Raw genomic sequence first — 15,375 nt, forward strand, 5'->3', positions numbered from 1 at the left:
CTTGGTTACCGCCACCGATCGTCTTCAATAAGCGAGAAGAGCAGGTGGTTTTGCCACATACCATTGATTTTGAGGTAGGAGCGTAACAGTCCTTCCTTCTGAAATCCGGCTTTTTCGAGAAGCCGGATAGATCTTTCATTGCTTGGAATACAGGCCGCTTCCAGCCGGTGCAACCTTAGCTTGGTAAAAGCATAGGGTATAATTAGCCGAAGAGCTTCATACATATAGCCTTGACCGGCAAACGGCTCGCCAACCCAATAGCCAATCATGCCATTCTGCCCGACACCGCGGCGAATATTGCCAAGGGTAATGCCACCAATAAGGCGCGAGTCGGTGTTGCGAAACAGGAAAAAGGGATAGGCCGTTCCGGCAGCCGCTTCCTCGTCATAATGCCTGATCCTGTGGCGAAATGCATTTCGCTCCAAATCGTCTACAGCCCAGAGCGGCTCCCAAGGCACCAGAAAATCACGGCTTTGCGCGCGGAGCGTTGCCCAGGCCTTATAGTCCGAAAGTTGAGGTGGACGTAAATACAGCCGCTCGCCCTGAAGGGGCGGGGGTGCACTTTTCAGGAACGGCAGCGCGATCATCGCACTTTAGACAGCGATTTTTCGCGGGCTTGCCGATATTGACGTCAAACCGTTGCGAACGTCATCAAATTTCATTAATGAACCAATTGGACCAACAGCGGCAATCGTTGGTGTCGTATCCAGAAACAATCGGCCTGCAAGATCTGTCAGCCGCTCGACCGTAATCTTGGACAGCCGGTCGACCAGCGCTTCCGTTGATACAGGTTCGCCGTAAAGCATGATCTGCCTTGCGATTTGTCCTGCCCTGCTGGCAGCACTTTCATGCGACATCAGCAGGCTCGCACGATACTGTGCGCGGGCGCGATTCAATTCCTCCTGGGAGATATTGCGTGCAGCTTCGTGTAGCTCGTTGATAATGACGGGAACAAGCTTTTTAAGATTGCTTCGGCCAGTTGCGGCATGAATGCCAAAAATGCCGGTATCGGAAAAGCCCCAGTGAAAAGCATAAACGGAATAACATAATCCGCGTTTTTCCCGCACCTCCTGGAAAAGCCGCGAAGACATTCCCCCGCCAAGCACCATGGAGAGCAATTGCGAAGCGTAGAAGTCACGCACGTGATAAGCGCGACCTTCAAAGCCAATGACCAATTGAGCATCCATTAATTCCCGCTCTTCTCGGAAATCACCGCCGACATAATGTGCTGGATCAGCCTCAGGCGCAGTGGATTTTGCCCGGAATGAGCCGAGACGTTTTTCAACTTCGCGCACAAATTCGTCGTGCTTTACGCCGCCTGCGGCAACGACGACCATGCGTTCGGCGCTGTATTGCTCATCCATATACTGGCGCAGATCGGCTGAGGAAAAAGATTGAACGGTCTCAGGTGTCCCGAGGATGGTCCTGCCTATAGTCTGATTTTTGAAGGATGCCTCGGTAAAACGGTCAAAAACAACGTCATCGGGCGTGTCATGTGCAGCGCCGATTTCCTGCATAATGACGTTCTTTTCACGTTCAAGTTCGTCTGCATCAAACTTGGAACTTGTCATGATGTCGGTGAGGATATCGATAGCCAGCGGCATGTCATCGCGCAGAACGCGAGCATAATATGATGTCGTCTCGACACTGGTTGCTGCGTTGATCTCGCCGCCAACATCTTCAATATCGGCCGCAATTTTCCACGCGGAGCGATTTTCGGTCCCTTTAAATGCCATGTGTTCGAGGAGGTGAGCCATGCCATGCTGGTTCTTCGCCTCACTTCTCGACCCTGCTTTTACCCAGATGCCAAGTGCTACACTCTCCACATGCGGCATTGTCTCTGTCGCAATCGTCAAACCGTTGGAGAGGCGACTGATTTCAACGCCCATGCAATGCTCCTCACTTGCCGCCCTGCTGCGCCGTACATCCGGACTGGAAGCACACTATACGCAGCAGCACCTTGTATTTGTTCATCACCGCTCAATCCGTTTAAAGCTTATGAGGTGACGCACGCGAATGTTGGCTAATATACTCTTTCACATTTTTCAGGTCGTTGGGAAGTACCGTATATTGTTCTTTTCGTTCCATCAGATCGCCGAGCCACGCCGGAAGATCGGCATTTACTCCGCTGGCATCTTTTACAGCATCTGGAAATTTTGCGGGATGGGCTGTCGCAAGAACGACGCTCTGCTGATCTGCTGGAATTTTCTCACGGGAAACCTTCAGTCCGATGGCAGAATGCGGATCCATGAGATAACCGGTGGACCTTAGCATTTGACCGATTGTTTCGGCTGTTTCTGCTGCCGTTGACCGGCCAGCGCCAAATTCTTCGCGTATCTTGCTCAGCGCGGGCTCCCCAATCACGAAGCTGCCGGATTGTTTCAGATTATTCATCAGGCGCAGGACAGCCTCGGCATCCCGACCGTGTGCTTCGAATAGCAGCCGTTCGAAATTCGATGACACTTGAATGTCCATGGACGGCGATGTCGTATGAAGAACGCTGCGCGTTTCATAATTCCCCGTTTCGATCGTGCGGGTCAGAATGTCATTGTCATTCGTTGCGATGACCAGCTGATCGATTGGCAGGCCCATGCGTTTTGCCACATAACCAGCGAAAATATCACCAAAATTCCCGGTGGGGACAGTAAAGGATATTTTGCGATCAGGACTGCCGAGGGAAAGTGCCGAGGTAAAATAATAGACGATCTGGGGCATAATACGTGCCCAGTTGATCGAATTGACCCCTGATAATGACAGGGTGTCGCGAAAGTTCAAATCATTGAACATGCCTTTGACGAGCGACTGACAATCATCGAAATTTCCTTCGATTGCCAATGCATGCACGTTGGGGGCGCCGGATGTCGTCATCTGTCGCTGCTGCACCTGGGAAACCCGGTTGTGCGGAAACATGATGAAAATATCTGTCCTGTCGCGATTGGCAAAAGCCTCAATGGCTGCGCCGCCTGTATCTCCGGACGTTGCTCCTACTATGGTGGCCCGCTCATTGCGCTGTGTCAGTATGTAATCCATCAGACGGGCCAGCAACTGCATCGCCACGTCTTTGAAGGCGAGGGTGGGCCCGTGAAAGAGCTCTAGAACAAATTCATTATGCGCGGTTTGAACGATGGGACAAACCGCATCATGACGAAATGTTTCATAGGCTTCGTGTACCATACGCTCGAAATCAGACTGATCAATATCGCCGTCGATAAAGGGCGTCAGGACATGAATCGCGATCTCAGCATAGGTTTTCCCACGAAGCGAACGAAGCTCTGCAGCGGAAAACTGTGGAAAATGCTCCGGAAGATAGAGACCGCCATCGCGTGCCAGACCCGCCAGAAGCGCGTCGGAAAAGGCAAGTTTAGGGGCTTCGCCGCGGGTACTGATGTATTTCATATTTTTGCCTTGTGTACCTTGTCTAAGAGTGCCGATATCGTGCTGGTAAAAAAGCTGATGAAGCCCGTCGCATTATTTGCTTACCGTTGGTATAGAACATGTCGGTTCGTCAAGCTTCGTTCTTTGGGGAAAGTTCTGTTCATGAAGTCAAAAACACATAATTCCAAGCCTTTCTATCAACTTTACGCCCCAGTTTGTGCTTTGGTCTTTGCTGTGGGACTGAGCGCCTGTTCTACGAGTGGCTCAAAAACGGAAGATCCCAATAGTCCGAAAGCCCAGGCATTGGGCCAGGCCCAGGAGCGTATCAAAGCTTCAGAACTATTGGCTTTCTGCCCGCAAGTTACTATTCGTGAGGGCACATCCGTTTTGACGAACTACGGAAAAGCCGAAAAAACTCCAGATAATCTGATTTACCAAGCTTCAATCTCCAATGAGACACGATCCTGCAGCACGGTTGACGGCAATATGACGATGAATGTTGCCATTGCTGGTAAAATCGTGCCCGGGCCGAAATTTTCGCCCAGTACTGTGAACGTGCCGATCCGTGTCGCCGTCGTGCAGGGTACTGAAGTTCTCTATTCGAAACTGCACCATCAGGCAGTTCCAGCGAATGACGGTAGTGCCGCAACACAATTTGTTTTCAACGATGCGAACGTTTCTTTCCCAAAACCTTCGGCTCAAAATATTCAAGTCTTTATCGGTTTTGATGAATCAGGCGATGCGCCCAAAAAATCGAGAAAAAAGTAAGAAAAAGCCGGCAGTAGCCGGCTTTTTCTTCATTTAAACAGTTTCTGACCAGATTGACATGGCCTCGATGGTGGCCGGCAAATCCCTGTGACGGCTGATAACCGTTTCGGCACCGGCGTCAGTAAGCTTGTCGGCGTGGCCGGGATAGGTGTGCGAGCCACCGGTAAAGCCGATAACGCGCATGCCAGCCGTATGTGCAGCGTGCACGCCATGCGTGGAATCTTCTATCACGATGGCATTTGCCGGATTCACATTGAATTGCTTGGCGGCAAACAGATAGACATCCGGCGCTGGCTTTGGCTTTTGTGTCCCCACTTCGCGTGCGGAAAAAATGTGAGGGGAAAACAACTCGTAAAGCGTACTTTGCTCAAGCATCATTTTCAGTGAAGAACTGATCGAGTTGGAAGCAATGCACTTTGGGTATTTCAGCGAGGCTATAATCTGTTCTGCGCCCTCAATGACGTTCAACTCATTGCGCAATTTATGGTCCATCTGGCGGGCCGATTCTTCGATCAGTGATGCTGAAATCGGAATGCCGGATTCTTTCTCGACCTGTAGCAGTATATCGGTCCATGTCAGACCCGCAAAACGTTCAGCGATTGTCTCTGGGTCAATCGGATAACCCGATTGCGTCAGTAATTGAGATTCAACTTCGGCAGCGAGGAATTCTGAATCAACGAGCACGCCATCGCAGTCGAAGATTATGAGTTGGGGTTCCATTGAATAATACCTGTCCGGAATAGTGTGCGGCAAATAATGCACGCCTCGGGTCAATTGGGGGGATTACGGGCATCGACTACACCCTTATCGGCCATGCGTCAAAGAAAAGCTCTTCGGTCAACTCATGATCTACCTGCTCTTAACGCGATATTTACCCTACGCGGTAACCATAAGGATCAGTAAAGCGTCTCCAGTAATCGAGTATCCCATGTCTGTTGTCCGTCGCGTGAATGAACTTCCCCAGTCCGCACCGCAAGCGTCCTGGCTTGATACGATTCTCAAGGGGGATTGCGTTGCAGCCCTCAACCGGTTGCCCGATCATTCGATTGATGTGATCTTCGCCGATCCGCCTTACAATCTGCAGCTTGAAGGTGATCTCCATCGACCGGATCAATCCAAAGTGGATGCTGTCAACGATCATTGGGATCAATTTGAGAGTTTTCAGGCCTATGATGCGTTCACCAGAGCCTGGTTACTGGCCTGCCGCCGCGTCTTGAAGCCTAATGGCACGATTTGGGTGATCGGCTCTTACCACAATATTTTCCGCGTTGGCGCAAGCATGCAGGATCTCGGATTCTGGATGCTCAACGATATAGTCTGGCGCAAGAACAACCCGATGCCCAATTTTCGTGGACGCCGATTCCAGAACGCCCATGAAACCATGATTTGGGCATCGCGTGATCAGAAGGCGAAAGGCTACACATTCAATTATGAGGCCATGAAGGCAGCCAATGACGATCTGCAAATGCGATCGGACTGGCTTTTCCCGATTTGCACAGGGGGAGAGCGTCTTAAAGATGAGAATGGCGACAAAATTCACCCGACGCAGAAACCTGAAGCCCTCCTTGCCAGGATACTTATGGCGTCATCGAAGCCCGGTGATATCATTCTCGATCCGTTCTTCGGTTCTGGAACAACCGGCGCGGTTGCAAAACGTCTCGGACGGCACTTCGTCGGGATCGAGCGTGAGCAAAAGTATATCGATGCTGCGACAGCTCGGATCGATTCTGTGGAGCCGCTGGCAGGCGCCGAGCTGACAGTGATGACAAGCAAGCGTGCCGAGCCCCGGGTCGCGTTCGGGAGCATTGTCGAGTCCGGCATGTTAAGGCCTGGCGCGATCTTGAGCGATGCACGCGGACGTCATGCTGCCATTGTTCGGGCTGATGGCACTATCACAACAGGCGGCGATGCAGGGTCTATCCACCGCATGGGTGCGAAAGTGCAGGGATTCGACGCCTGCAATGGTTGGACTTTCTGGCACTACGAGGACGAAGGCTCGCTGAAGCCTATCGATGAACTGCGCAAGCAGGTTCGTAGCGGGATGCTTTCCGCCGGAGCTTGAGGAATCTGATCGGCGGTGATCTCCAGCGCCGTTCCGATACACCAACGCCCGAGGCTTGGCCTCGGGCGTTTTGTTTTGTTCCAAGGTGAGATAAAATCAGACCTGAATGCCGAGTTTGTTAAGATCAGTTCTCAACGTATCAGGGTCGATAAACTGTATCGACTGCCAGCCCGCCGCTTGCGCGCCAACAACGTTCTTCGGGCTGTCGTCAATGAATAATGTTGCAGCTGGATCGACACCAAATGTTTTGACGTGGTGATCGTAAATGGCCCTATCAGGCTTGATGAGGCCAATATCACCTGAAATCGTAACGCCGCGGCTTTCGGTGAGAAACGGAAAGCGTTCCCACGCCTCACGCAATGTGTCCGAAGCAAAATTCGTAAGCATTGTAACGTCATGGCCATCGGCAATAAGTTTGCGCATTATTTCAACGCTGCCATCAATGGAATGAGTGATCATCATGTGCCAGTTTTGCCTGAACGCTCGAATATTATGTTCATGGTCAGGATATTCTGCGATCAACAGGGCCTCGGCTTCGGGCCATTTTCTGCCGCGGTCTTGTTCAATATTCCACGCACTTGTACAGACGTTTTCGAGAAACCATTTTCGCTCAGCTGCATCCGGAATTAGCTCGCGAAATGCGACATCCGGCTCGTAGCCGATGAGAACCATACCAATGTCGAATACGATATGCTTGACGGGCGTCATTCCGGTTTCCTTCTTTTCGTAAAAGCGTCTGGGATGGCAGCAGCAATGGCCTTTTTCATGACCGTCGGCAACGCCTCTTGATGAAGATTTTCGACTTTCACCCACCAGCCGCCAACACCTGGACGGGCCGCGATACCATCAGCCTTGTAGATGCTTAAACGCAGTTCGAAATGCGTGAAAACATGCGTAATTTTACCTGTTGGTGTCCAGTCCGCGGGAAAAGGCGCTGCGTCGATTCGGGTATCTCCATCAATCCGTGCCGTCCACGCCGTTGTTGGCACTTGGGCCATGCCACCCAGCAGTCCTGTTTCCGCTCGGCTTTGAAGATAGACTTCATTGTCGGAAGAAATGGCGACGAACGCGGCTCCAAGGCGAACAGGCTTATCCTTCTTAGGAGCTTTCACCGGAAAGAGCTCAGGCTCTCCTGTTTTCAGTGCCTGGCAATTATCATTGACAGGACAAATAATGCATGCCGGTCGTTTTGGGGTGCATATGCCTGCTCCGAGATCCATCATGGCCTGCGCAAAATCGCCCGGTCGTTCGCTCGGGGTAAGCGCCTGCATCTTTGCTCGTATTGCTGGTTTGGCCGAAGGGAGAGGGGTGGTTATGGCGTAAAGCCGTGTGATGACACGTTCCACGTTTCCGTCGACAACGGCCACAGGCCTATCGAATGCAATGGATGCGATAGCCGCAGCAGTATAATCACCTATTCCCGGCAGAGCTTTCAGATCGGGAGTTTCACTTGGAAATCGGCCATCATAAAGATTGGAAACGATGTCGGCACATTTTTTCAGATTGCGTGCTCTGGAATAATAGCCGAGGCCAGCCCAGGCCCTTAGCACATCGTCCTGACTGGCGGCGGCGAGACGGGCAACCGTCGGCCATTTTTTTGTAAAGGCGTTGAAATATGGCTTTACCGCTTCAACAGTTGTCTGTTGCAGCATGATTTCTGACAGCCAGATGCGATAAGGATCTGCTATTTTCCCTTGTGATCGTTCACTTGGGGAAATCCGCCACGGCAAAATCCTGTGGTGGGCATCATACCATTTTACCAGTTTTGTCGTTATGGGTTGCATCAATCACAAACTGCGTTACAGGGTAGAAATACGTTATTCATAAATTGGCTGATTGTGCCAGTTTCAGTCATATTCGGAACCGTCATGTTTCCAGAGCAGTTGACCAAGGCGCTACTGATCCCTTCAAAGGGGCATTATGTGGGGATTGATCGCAATAATCGTATTTTCACTTTTATTTTTGCGCTTTTTCCAGGACTGCTCGCAAGTGGAACTTCAGTAATATTGGTTTGCGCGTTCGCTTGGGCATTAATCTCACTTGCCGTGAAGCGCTTTCCATTTGAACTCACACGCACCGACAAAATAGTCGCGTCATGCGTGACATTGTTTGTTTTGACGACCGTATTGTCAGTCGTCATGCACCCCAATGCATCAGATGACAAGACGTTCCTGTTGAAGATGATACCTTTCCTGGCAATCTGGTTCGTCATTCCGAGGCTTCGCGTTAGCATCTCGGGGCGCTTGATCCCGTTTTTGATCACCGGTGCCGGGCTCGGAATGATCGGGTCTTTGGTTTTCAGCATCATACAGGCCGTTTTTCTCGACATTCGAGCGGAAGGTGGTGCAGGTAATGCCGCTGTCTTCGGACTGTTTACCGTATTGTTTGGCAGTATTTCGCTTTTAAACGCGCATTCAGAGAGCAAAACGGAGCGTATAATAGCGGTTGCGGGGTTTGCATGTGGACTTCTGTGCGCATTCCTTTCGGGTACCCGATCCGCGTGGCTCGTCATGCCGTTCAATTTTGTGATCCTGTTCTGGTATTTGCGTGGTCAGGAACTCCCAGTAGTCAGTAGATCGATCAAGGTGGTCTTGGCCATTCTTATTGTCGCTGTGCTTGCCATTGCCGGACTGAAGGTAAAAGAGCGTTATCACGCGCTGGAATCGGATATTTCCTTGCTCGATGAAAAGCCAAACGAGATAAGCTCTTTAAAGGCCCGTATGCTTTTATGGGAAGGGGGAATGAAAGCCTTTCTCCAAGCGCCCTTGATGGGTTATGGCCCCCAAAATCGCATGGAGAAGGTGAATAGCGCTCTGGATGTGCCCGGAGGGAAAAAACTGTTGTTTACGCATGTTCACAATGGCTTTTTAAACGCTGCTGTCGATGGAGGAATTGTAGGCCTGTTAGGGGTATTGGCGCTGTTAGCTGCGCCACTTATCGCCGCTTTTCGAAAAAAACGTGGACCTGGTCGTGATATTGCAATTGCCATTTCACTTCTGCTTGTAACCAGTTATGTGGTTACCGGTACATTCGGGATCATGTTTGGTCATGATGCAACTGATGCGGTGTTCGTTTATCTCACGATAGTGCTTTGCTGGATCGCGGGAGAAGCGGTCTATCTCTCGGTTTCGCAAACAGCTGAACTGGCGGAAACCGATAAAATTGCTCTGGGCGAACGAACAAGTTGAGTGAGAAAATCTATTAAATGAAGGCAATTGTAACGGGTGCGGCGGGGTTTATCGGATTTCACGTGGCGAGCCGTCTCGTAAGTGAGGGATTTGACGTTCTCGCGATCGACAATCTCAATGATTATTACCCTGTTGCGCTCAAAGAGACCCGTCTTTCTGTTCTACAGGGCAAGCGGAGTAATCGGTTTGTACAGGCTAATATTGCCAACCCGCAAGAGCTGGCTTCAGCGATAGCCGATGATCTTGACGCGGATATCATAGTACATCTGGCTGCGCAGGCCGGGGTGCGCTATTCGGTTGAAAATCCGGCAGTTTACGTCGATGCGAATGTTCAGGGCCAGGTGACTATCTTTGAACAAGCCCGCAAAATGACCAAATGCCCCCCCGTTGTCTATGCCAGTTCGTCGTCGGTGTACGGCGCGAACAAAAAGGTACCGTTTGCTGAAAATGATCCCGTTGACCAACCGGTTTCGGTCTACGCGGCCACCAAGCGCTCGGCGGAACTACTCGCTCACTCCTACAAACGTGTCCACAATGTAAATTCGACCGGACTGCGCTTCTTTACGGTCTATGGGCCCTATGGCCGGCCTGACATGGCTCCATGGCTCTTTACCGACGCAATTTTGCGGGGAGAGCCGATCAAAGTTTATAATCACGGCAATATGGAGCGCGACTTCACGTTCATTGATGATATCGTCAATGGTGTATATGGCGCTGTCCGCCGGATATTATCTCACCCGAATGAAACCGCGCCCATCTATAATTTGGGTAATAACAAGCCTGTTGCGCTTATGCGCTTCATAGAAATCATCGAGCAGGCTTGTGGCCGGGAAGCTATCAAGAAATTCGAATCGATGCCCGCTGCCGACGTGGTCCGCACCTATGCCGACATTGAATTGGCCTCGCGTGATCTTGGATTTGCGCCCACCATGGCGCTTGAGGATGGCCTTCCATTGTTCGTTGAGTGGTTTCGCGGCTATAATGGTCGATGAATTATTCGTATATGACTTGTTTTCATGACTAATGATCGCAGCAAAAAGGGTTTTCGGCCCCTTGCCGATCCTGCAGCGGGCATTCTTGATCCTGTCCTTCGCAAGCGCGCCGGGATCACCATAGAACTCGTGCAGTCATGGGAAGAAGTCGTTGGACCAGATCTCGGCCAGCAATCACGCCCGCTAAAGCTGCTCTGGCCCCGTAGGGCGCATGAGGATGATCCGTTCCAGCCTGCAACGTTGATTATTGCTTGCCAGGGTTTTACGGCGATGCGGATGAGCCATGAAACCGGTGAGATTATCAGCCGCGTCAACGCCTTTCTAGGCTTTGCAGCAGTCGGACGTATCAAAATTGAGCAAAAGCCTGTGGCACTGCCTGTTGTAAAGCGCCGTGAGCTTCCTCCTGTTGATGCTACTACGCGCGCCAAGATCAGTCATTCGGTGGAGAATATTGAGGATGAAAATCTCCGCGAAGCGCTGCAAAAACTCGGTCAAAGCATTCATGCTGAAAAGAGCAGACGTTGAGACGGGATTGCATTCTCATCACGAAAAATTCAAAGACAGAATGGTAAAGCTGCCTTAAAGAGACTGCCATCGAGCTTTAACGCTGCAATACTTTGTAATGCATGATCAACGCCGGAGACTGGTGACCCTGATGACTGAATTGTTGAATCGCAGAAAAATCCTGGGCCTTGCGGCTATTTCTACAGCAGCCATTGCTTTAACGGCGGGTACGGGCGCATGGGCGCAGGAAGCTGCGGCACCCAAGGACGTAAAAGTACCAGCCTCGACGGGTAAGGTAGACGAGGCCAAGCTTGTTGCAGCAAGCGGTTTGAAGGACATGGTTCTCGGCAAGGCCGATGCGCCCGTAACAATCATCGAATATGCTTCGATGACTTGTCCACATTGCGCGCATTTCTCCACCACCACTCTGCCGACTATCAAGGAAAAGTACATTGATACCGGCAAGGCCAAGTTGATTCTGCGCGAATTTCCGTTTGATCCGCGCGCTGCTGCAGCCTTTATGCTGGCACGTTGCGCACCGGAAGATCGCTACTATCCAATGGTAGAAGTGTTGTTCAAACAGCAGGAACAGTGGGCTGCGGCAGCAAATGCCGAGGAACCACTGCTTCAAATCTCCAAATTGGCCGGTTTTACACAGGAGTCATTCAAAGCTTGCTTGACGAACCAAAAGCTTCTGGATGATGTGAATGCTGTGCGTGAGCGCGGTGCCAAAGAATTCGGTGTGGATTCAACTCCAACCTTTTTTATCAATGGTGCCAAGTATTCGGGAGCCCTATCGGTTGACGAAATGTCAGCGATCATTGACGGCCTGCTCTAATACCCGCGATCAAATTTCCGGCGGGCGCGAAATTGCGTCCGCCGTTTCGATTCTGGGCATCGTTTTTGGAAAGGGCCTCTGATGCGCTTTACCAAACTCCGCCTCCTGGGTTTCAAGTCTTTCGTTGAGCCTGCCGAATTCGTCATTGAAAGCGGGCTAACCGGTGTTGTCGGCCCCAATGGCTGCGGCAAATCCAATCTCGTCGAGGCGCTGCGCTGGGTTATGGGCGAAAGCTCATATAAGAATATGCGCGCCTCCGGCATGGATGATGTTATTTTTTCGGGATCGGGGACGAGGCCTTCGCGCAATACAGCTGAAGTAACGCTTTTCCTCGATAATCAAGACCGTACTGCACCCTCGGCTTTCAATAATGCAGATGAACTACAGGTTTCACGCCGTATCGAGCGCGAGGCCGGATCTGTCTATCGCATTAACGGCAAGGATGCCCGTGCCAAGGATGTGCAACTGCTCTTCGCAGATCAGTCGACCGGTGCGCGTTCGCCCTCCATGGTGGGGCAGGGTCGTATTGGTGAACTGATCCAAGCCAAGCCTCAGGCGCGGCGCGCGCTATTGGAAGAAGCCGCAGGCATTTCCGGCTTGCATACGCGTCGTCACGAAGCAGAATTGCGCTTGCGGGCTGCGGAGCAGAACCTTGAGCGTCTGGAAGATGTCGTTGGCGAGCTTGAGACGCAGATTGAAAGCTTGAGGCGGCAATCGCGCCAAGCAAACCGCTTCAAGAGCCTTTCAGCCGATATAAGACGTTCTGAAGCAATTTTGCTGCACCTGAAATGGTCTGTCGCTAAAACTCAGGAAGGCGAAGCGCAATCAGCTTTGGCTGTCGCAACATCCGGCGTTGGTGAACAGGCGCAGCGCCAGATGAATGCTGCCAAAGAGCAGGCTATCGGCGCTCATCATCTACCTGATCTGCGTGAGGCAGAGGCAAAGGCGGCCGCTATACTGCAGCGCCTGACAATCGCCAGATCACAATTGCAAGAGGAAGGTGAGCGCATTCGTGCCCGCCAGACAGAAATTGAGAAGCGACTACAGCAATTCACTGCTGACATTGCTCGTGAAGAGCAGATGATAAGCGACAATGATGACGTGCTGGAGCGCCTCATCACGGAAGAGCAGTCGCTCACAGACGAAAATGCCAATGCTGGAACGCGTGAACTGCAAACGCGGGCCAATTTTGAACGTGCTGAAGCAAAGCTTAAGGAAAGTGAAGCAGCGCTCGCAAAAATTACTGCCGAGCGCGCTGAGGCTGCAGCGGAGAGGGCGCAGATTGAACGCAACCTGCGCGAAATAACCGAGCGCCGTGACCGTCTTTTGCGGCAAATAGGTGATGTCGAGCAGGAGCTAAATTCTGTTGCGACGCAAATTTCAACCTTGGCTGACCCGGTTGAAAAGCAAAGACTTGTCCAAGAAGCGGAAGCGATTTTTGCTCAGGCTGAGGAGGCGACATTTGCTTCAGAAGCAGCGGTAGAGACAGCGCGCCAAAAGGAAGCGACGTTGCGGCAACCTTTGCAAGAAGCACGCAGCAATCTAGGACGCGCCGAAACTGAAGCCAATACTTTGGCCAAGATGATCAATGCAGCGGCTTCCGACCTGTTTCCAGCGATCGTGGAGGCCATCAAAGTCGAAAAGGGCTACGAAACAGCACTTGGGGCAGCGCTTGGTGAAGATCTAGACGCCCCGATTGATATTTCCGCACCTGTTTTCTGGGGCGAAATTGCAACAACAATAGACGATCCAGCGCTACCGGCAGGGGTCAGGTCGTTGGCTGAAGTTGTTCGTGCACCAAGGCAATTGGCCCGTAGACTTGCCCAGATCGGGCTTGTCGATGAAACAGGCGGGGGGCGGCTGCAGGCGCAATTAAAACCGGGACAGCGGCTTGTCAGCCCTTCCGGCGATCTATGGCGCTGGGACGGATATACGGCAAGCGCCGACGCTCCTACACCGGCAGCTCAACGACTGGCGCAGAAAAATCGGCTGGCAGAGCTTGATCTTGAGGTTGTTGAAGCGACAAAGCAGTTGCGCGTTGCTGAATCGGCTATCGCCGAAGCAGAAAAAGCTGTCCGTGATGCCGTTGAGAATGAACGCACTACCCGCGACCACTGGCGTTCCACGCAACGGTCTTTGAATGATGCGCGTGAGGCCTTGGCGGCGGCAGAGCGAGCTTCGGGCCAGCTGTTCAGCCGGCGTGCCGCACTTGATGAAGGGAAGTCCCGCCTGAGCGAAACGCTTGAAGAGACACAGGAACAGTTGGTCGAAACGCAGATGCGTCTTGAGAATGCCGCTGATGTCGAAGAGTTGAATCGCCGTCTTGCTGCGTTAACCGCCGAGGTTACGCTGGACCGTGCAACTCTTGCGGAAACCCGCGCCATTTATGATGGGCTAAGACGTGAAGCGGAAGCCCGGATACGCCGCCTCGAGTCGATCGGGCTTGAGCGTAAAAGCTGGATTACCCGCGCGGAGAATGCAGATCGTCAGATAAAGTCGCTTGGGGAGCGGCGTCTGGAAGCGGAGAGGGAAGCCGCCAATCTCGCCGATGCACCCGAAGAAATCGCCGAGCGTAACCGCGCTCTGCTTTCGCAACTCTCCGAAGCCGAAGAGCTGCGTAAAAGCGCGGGCGATAAACTGGCTGTAGCGGAGGCCAGACAGCAGGAACTTGACCGGGCCGCAACAGAAGCCATCCAGTCGCTGGCCACTGCTCGGGAAGGCAGGGCGCGGGCTGAAGAACGTCTGTCAGCGGCACAGGAGCGCCGTAAGGACACGGAAGCGCGCATTTTCGAAGCGCTCAATTGCGCACCGCACGAGGCGATGAAATTGACTGGGCTTGGTCCAGACGACCCGCTGCCCGACGTCGACGTGACCGAACGCAATCTTGAGCGGTTGAAAATCGAACGCGAACGATTGGGCGCCGTGAACTTGCGAGCCGAAGAAGAACAGGAAGAACTGTCTGTTCGGCTTGAAGCAATCATCAATGAGCGCGAAGATATTATCGAGGCCGTAAAGAAGCTGCGCCAGGCCATCCAGAGCCTAAATCGCGAAGGACGGGAGCGTCTTTTGGCAGCATTTGAAGTGGTCAATGTGCAGTTCAAGCGGCTTTTCACCCATCTTTTCGGTGGTGGAACAGCGGAATTGCAACTCATCGAGTCTGATGATCCGCTGGAAGCTGGGCTCGAAATTCTTGCTCGGCCCCCAGGAAAGAAGCCGCAAACGATGACGCTTCTATCTGGTGGCGAACAGGCGCTGACAGCCATGGCTTTGATCTTCGCGGTATTTTTGACGAACCCAGCTCCAATCTGTGTGCTGGATGAGGTTGATGCACCGCTCGACGACCATAATGTCGAGCGTTTCTGTAATCTGATGGATGAAATGGCGGCGTCGACCGATACTCGTTTTGTGGTCATCACCCACAATCCGATCACCATGGCCCGCATGAACCGGCTCTTCGGGGTAACGATGGCAGAGCAAGGCGTTAGCCAACTGGTTTCAGTCGATCTTCAGACTGCAGAGCAGTTGCGGGAAGCAAGCTAAGCTGTCTAAATGACCAAACATTTCAAGACTTAACGCGGATTTACCCTGCTAATCGATTTGAATGCTGCATTGCAGCATTTGGCGCTGGCGATTTCCGCATTCATCGCG

Annotated in this window: 13 protein-coding genes; 7 read left to right on the forward strand and 6 right to left on the reverse strand. The window is 52.2% G+C overall.

Translation table 11 applies throughout. From position 1 onward, the window contains the following. Positions 1-5: 5 nt before the first annotated feature. The 3 genes from V9K92_RS07680 to thrC all read right to left on the reverse strand — a co-directional run bounded on the left by V9K92_RS07680 (position 6) and on the right by thrC (position 3,396). Positions 6-587, reverse strand: coding sequence for a GNAT family N-acetyltransferase (locus V9K92_RS07680; RefSeq protein WP_115052090.1), 582 nt, complete (start codon positions 585-587; stop codon positions 6-8). Positions 588-593: 6 nt separating this feature from the next. Beyond that, positions 594-1,889 carry a M16 family metallopeptidase gene (locus V9K92_RS07685; protein WP_115052088.1) on the reverse strand — a complete coding sequence of 432 codons (1,296 nt, stop codon included), beginning with the start codon at positions 1,887-1,889 and terminating at the stop codon, positions 594-596. A 100-nt stretch (positions 1,890-1,989) separates the two neighbouring features. Continuing rightward, positions 1,990-3,396 carry a threonine synthase gene (gene thrC / locus V9K92_RS07690; RefSeq protein ID WP_337353699.1) on the reverse strand — a complete coding sequence of 469 codons (1,407 nt, stop codon included), beginning with the start codon at positions 3,394-3,396 and terminating at the stop codon, positions 1,990-1,992. A gap of 141 nt (positions 3,397-3,537) precedes the next feature. On the opposite strand from thrC, the gene V9K92_RS07695 reads away from it, so the two are divergent. Continuing rightward, a complete protein-coding gene (locus tag V9K92_RS07695; protein WP_115052085.1) occupies positions 3,538-4,143 on the forward strand; it encodes a hypothetical protein in 606 nt (201 codons plus the stop codon). 33 nt (positions 4,144-4,176) lie between these two features. Here the strand turns inward: V9K92_RS07695 and V9K92_RS07700 are convergent, their stop codons facing one another. Next, positions 4,177-4,863, reverse strand: a complete 687-nt coding sequence (locus V9K92_RS07700) for an HAD family hydrolase (protein WP_115052083.1) — start codon at positions 4,861-4,863, stop codon at positions 4,177-4,179. Positions 4,864-5,071: 208 nt separating this feature from the next. Between V9K92_RS07700 and V9K92_RS07705 the strand changes: the two genes are divergently transcribed. After that, positions 5,072-6,205 carry a site-specific DNA-methyltransferase gene (locus V9K92_RS07705; RefSeq protein ID WP_115052081.1) on the forward strand — a complete coding sequence of 378 codons (1,134 nt, stop codon included), beginning with the start codon at positions 5,072-5,074 and terminating at the stop codon, positions 6,203-6,205. Positions 6,206-6,301: 96 nt separating this feature from the next. Here the strand turns inward: V9K92_RS07705 and V9K92_RS07710 are convergent, their stop codons facing one another. Then, on the reverse strand, positions 6,302-6,913 hold the full coding sequence (locus V9K92_RS07710; protein WP_115052079.1) for an HAD family hydrolase: 612 nt from the start codon (positions 6,911-6,913) through the stop codon (positions 6,302-6,304). Beyond that, a complete protein-coding gene (gene mutY / locus V9K92_RS07715; RefSeq protein ID WP_337353700.1) occupies positions 6,910-7,989 on the reverse strand; it encodes an A/G-specific adenine glycosylase in 1,080 nt (359 codons plus the stop codon). Before mutY ends, V9K92_RS07710 begins: the two co-directional genes overlap by 4 nt. 84 nt (positions 7,990-8,073) lie before the next feature. On the opposite strand from mutY, the gene V9K92_RS07720 reads away from it, so the two are divergent. From V9K92_RS07720 to smc, 5 genes are all read left to right on the forward strand, one after another. Continuing rightward, positions 8,074-9,393, forward strand: coding sequence for an O-antigen ligase family protein (locus V9K92_RS07720; protein WP_115052076.1), 1,320 nt, complete (start codon positions 8,074-8,076; stop codon positions 9,391-9,393). Positions 9,394-9,410: 17 nt separating this feature from the next. Then, positions 9,411-10,385 carry an NAD-dependent epimerase/dehydratase family protein gene (locus V9K92_RS07725; protein WP_337353701.1) on the forward strand — a complete coding sequence of 325 codons (975 nt, stop codon included), beginning with the start codon at positions 9,411-9,413 and terminating at the stop codon, positions 10,383-10,385. Positions 10,386-10,409: 24 nt separating this feature from the next. Next, on the forward strand, positions 10,410-10,910 hold the full coding sequence (locus V9K92_RS07730) for a DUF721 domain-containing protein (protein ID WP_337353702.1): 501 nt from the start codon (positions 10,410-10,412) through the stop codon (positions 10,908-10,910). Between the two features lie 130 nt (positions 10,911-11,040). Further along, positions 11,041-11,727, forward strand: coding sequence for a DsbA family protein (locus tag V9K92_RS07735; RefSeq protein WP_115052070.1), 687 nt, complete (start codon positions 11,041-11,043; stop codon positions 11,725-11,727). Positions 11,728-11,808: 81 nt separating this feature from the next. Further along, the gene (gene smc, locus V9K92_RS07740) at positions 11,809-15,267 is read left to right on the forward strand and encodes a chromosome segregation protein SMC (RefSeq protein ID WP_337353703.1); all 3,459 of its coding nucleotides are present in this window, start codon (positions 11,809-11,811) and stop codon (positions 15,265-15,267) included. Positions 15,268-15,375 lie beyond the last annotated feature (108 nt).

It is taken from the genome of Phyllobacterium sp. CCNWLW109 (genome assembly GCF_037203905.1).
GTDB lineage: Bacteria > Pseudomonadota > Alphaproteobacteria > Rhizobiales > Rhizobiaceae > Phyllobacterium > Phyllobacterium ifriqiyense.

What these genes read in the sequence shown, in the direction of transcription:
- V9K92_RS07695 (WP_115052085.1), top strand. Translation starts at nt 3,538, where the DNA reads ATGAAGTCAAAAACACATAATTCCAAGCCTTTCTATCAACTTTACGCC.
- V9K92_RS07725 (WP_337353701.1), top strand. Translation starts at nt 9,411, where the DNA reads ATGAAGGCAATTGTAACGGGTGCGGCGGGGTTTATCGGATTTCACGTG.
- mutY (WP_337353700.1), bottom strand. Translation starts at nt 7,989, where the DNA reads ATGCAACCCATAACGACAAAACTGGTAAAATGGTATGATGCCCACCAC.
- thrC (WP_337353699.1), bottom strand. Translation starts at nt 3,396, where the DNA reads ATGAAATACATCAGTACCCGCGGCGAAGCCCCTAAACTTGCCTTTTCC.
- V9K92_RS07730 (WP_337353702.1), top strand. Translation starts at nt 10,410, where the DNA reads ATGACTAATGATCGCAGCAAAAAGGGTTTTCGGCCCCTTGCCGATCCT.
- V9K92_RS07710 (WP_115052079.1), bottom strand. Translation starts at nt 6,913, where the DNA reads ATGACGCCCGTCAAGCATATCGTATTCGACATTGGTATGGTTCTCATC.
- V9K92_RS07685 (WP_115052088.1), bottom strand. Translation starts at nt 1,889, where the DNA reads ATGGGCGTTGAAATCAGTCGCCTCTCCAACGGTTTGACGATTGCGACA.
- V9K92_RS07720 (WP_115052076.1), top strand. Translation starts at nt 8,074, where the DNA reads ATGTTTCCAGAGCAGTTGACCAAGGCGCTACTGATCCCTTCAAAGGGG.
- V9K92_RS07680 (WP_115052090.1), bottom strand. Translation starts at nt 587, where the DNA reads ATGATCGCGCTGCCGTTCCTGAAAAGTGCACCCCCGCCCCTTCAGGGC.
- smc (WP_337353703.1), top strand. Translation starts at nt 11,809, where the DNA reads ATGCGCTTTACCAAACTCCGCCTCCTGGGTTTCAAGTCTTTCGTTGAG.
- V9K92_RS07700 (WP_115052083.1), bottom strand. Translation starts at nt 4,863, where the DNA reads ATGGAACCCCAACTCATAATCTTCGACTGCGATGGCGTGCTCGTTGAT.
- V9K92_RS07705 (WP_115052081.1), top strand. Translation starts at nt 5,072, where the DNA reads ATGTCTGTTGTCCGTCGCGTGAATGAACTTCCCCAGTCCGCACCGCAA.
- V9K92_RS07735 (WP_115052070.1), top strand. Translation starts at nt 11,041, where the DNA reads ATGACTGAATTGTTGAATCGCAGAAAAATCCTGGGCCTTGCGGCTATT.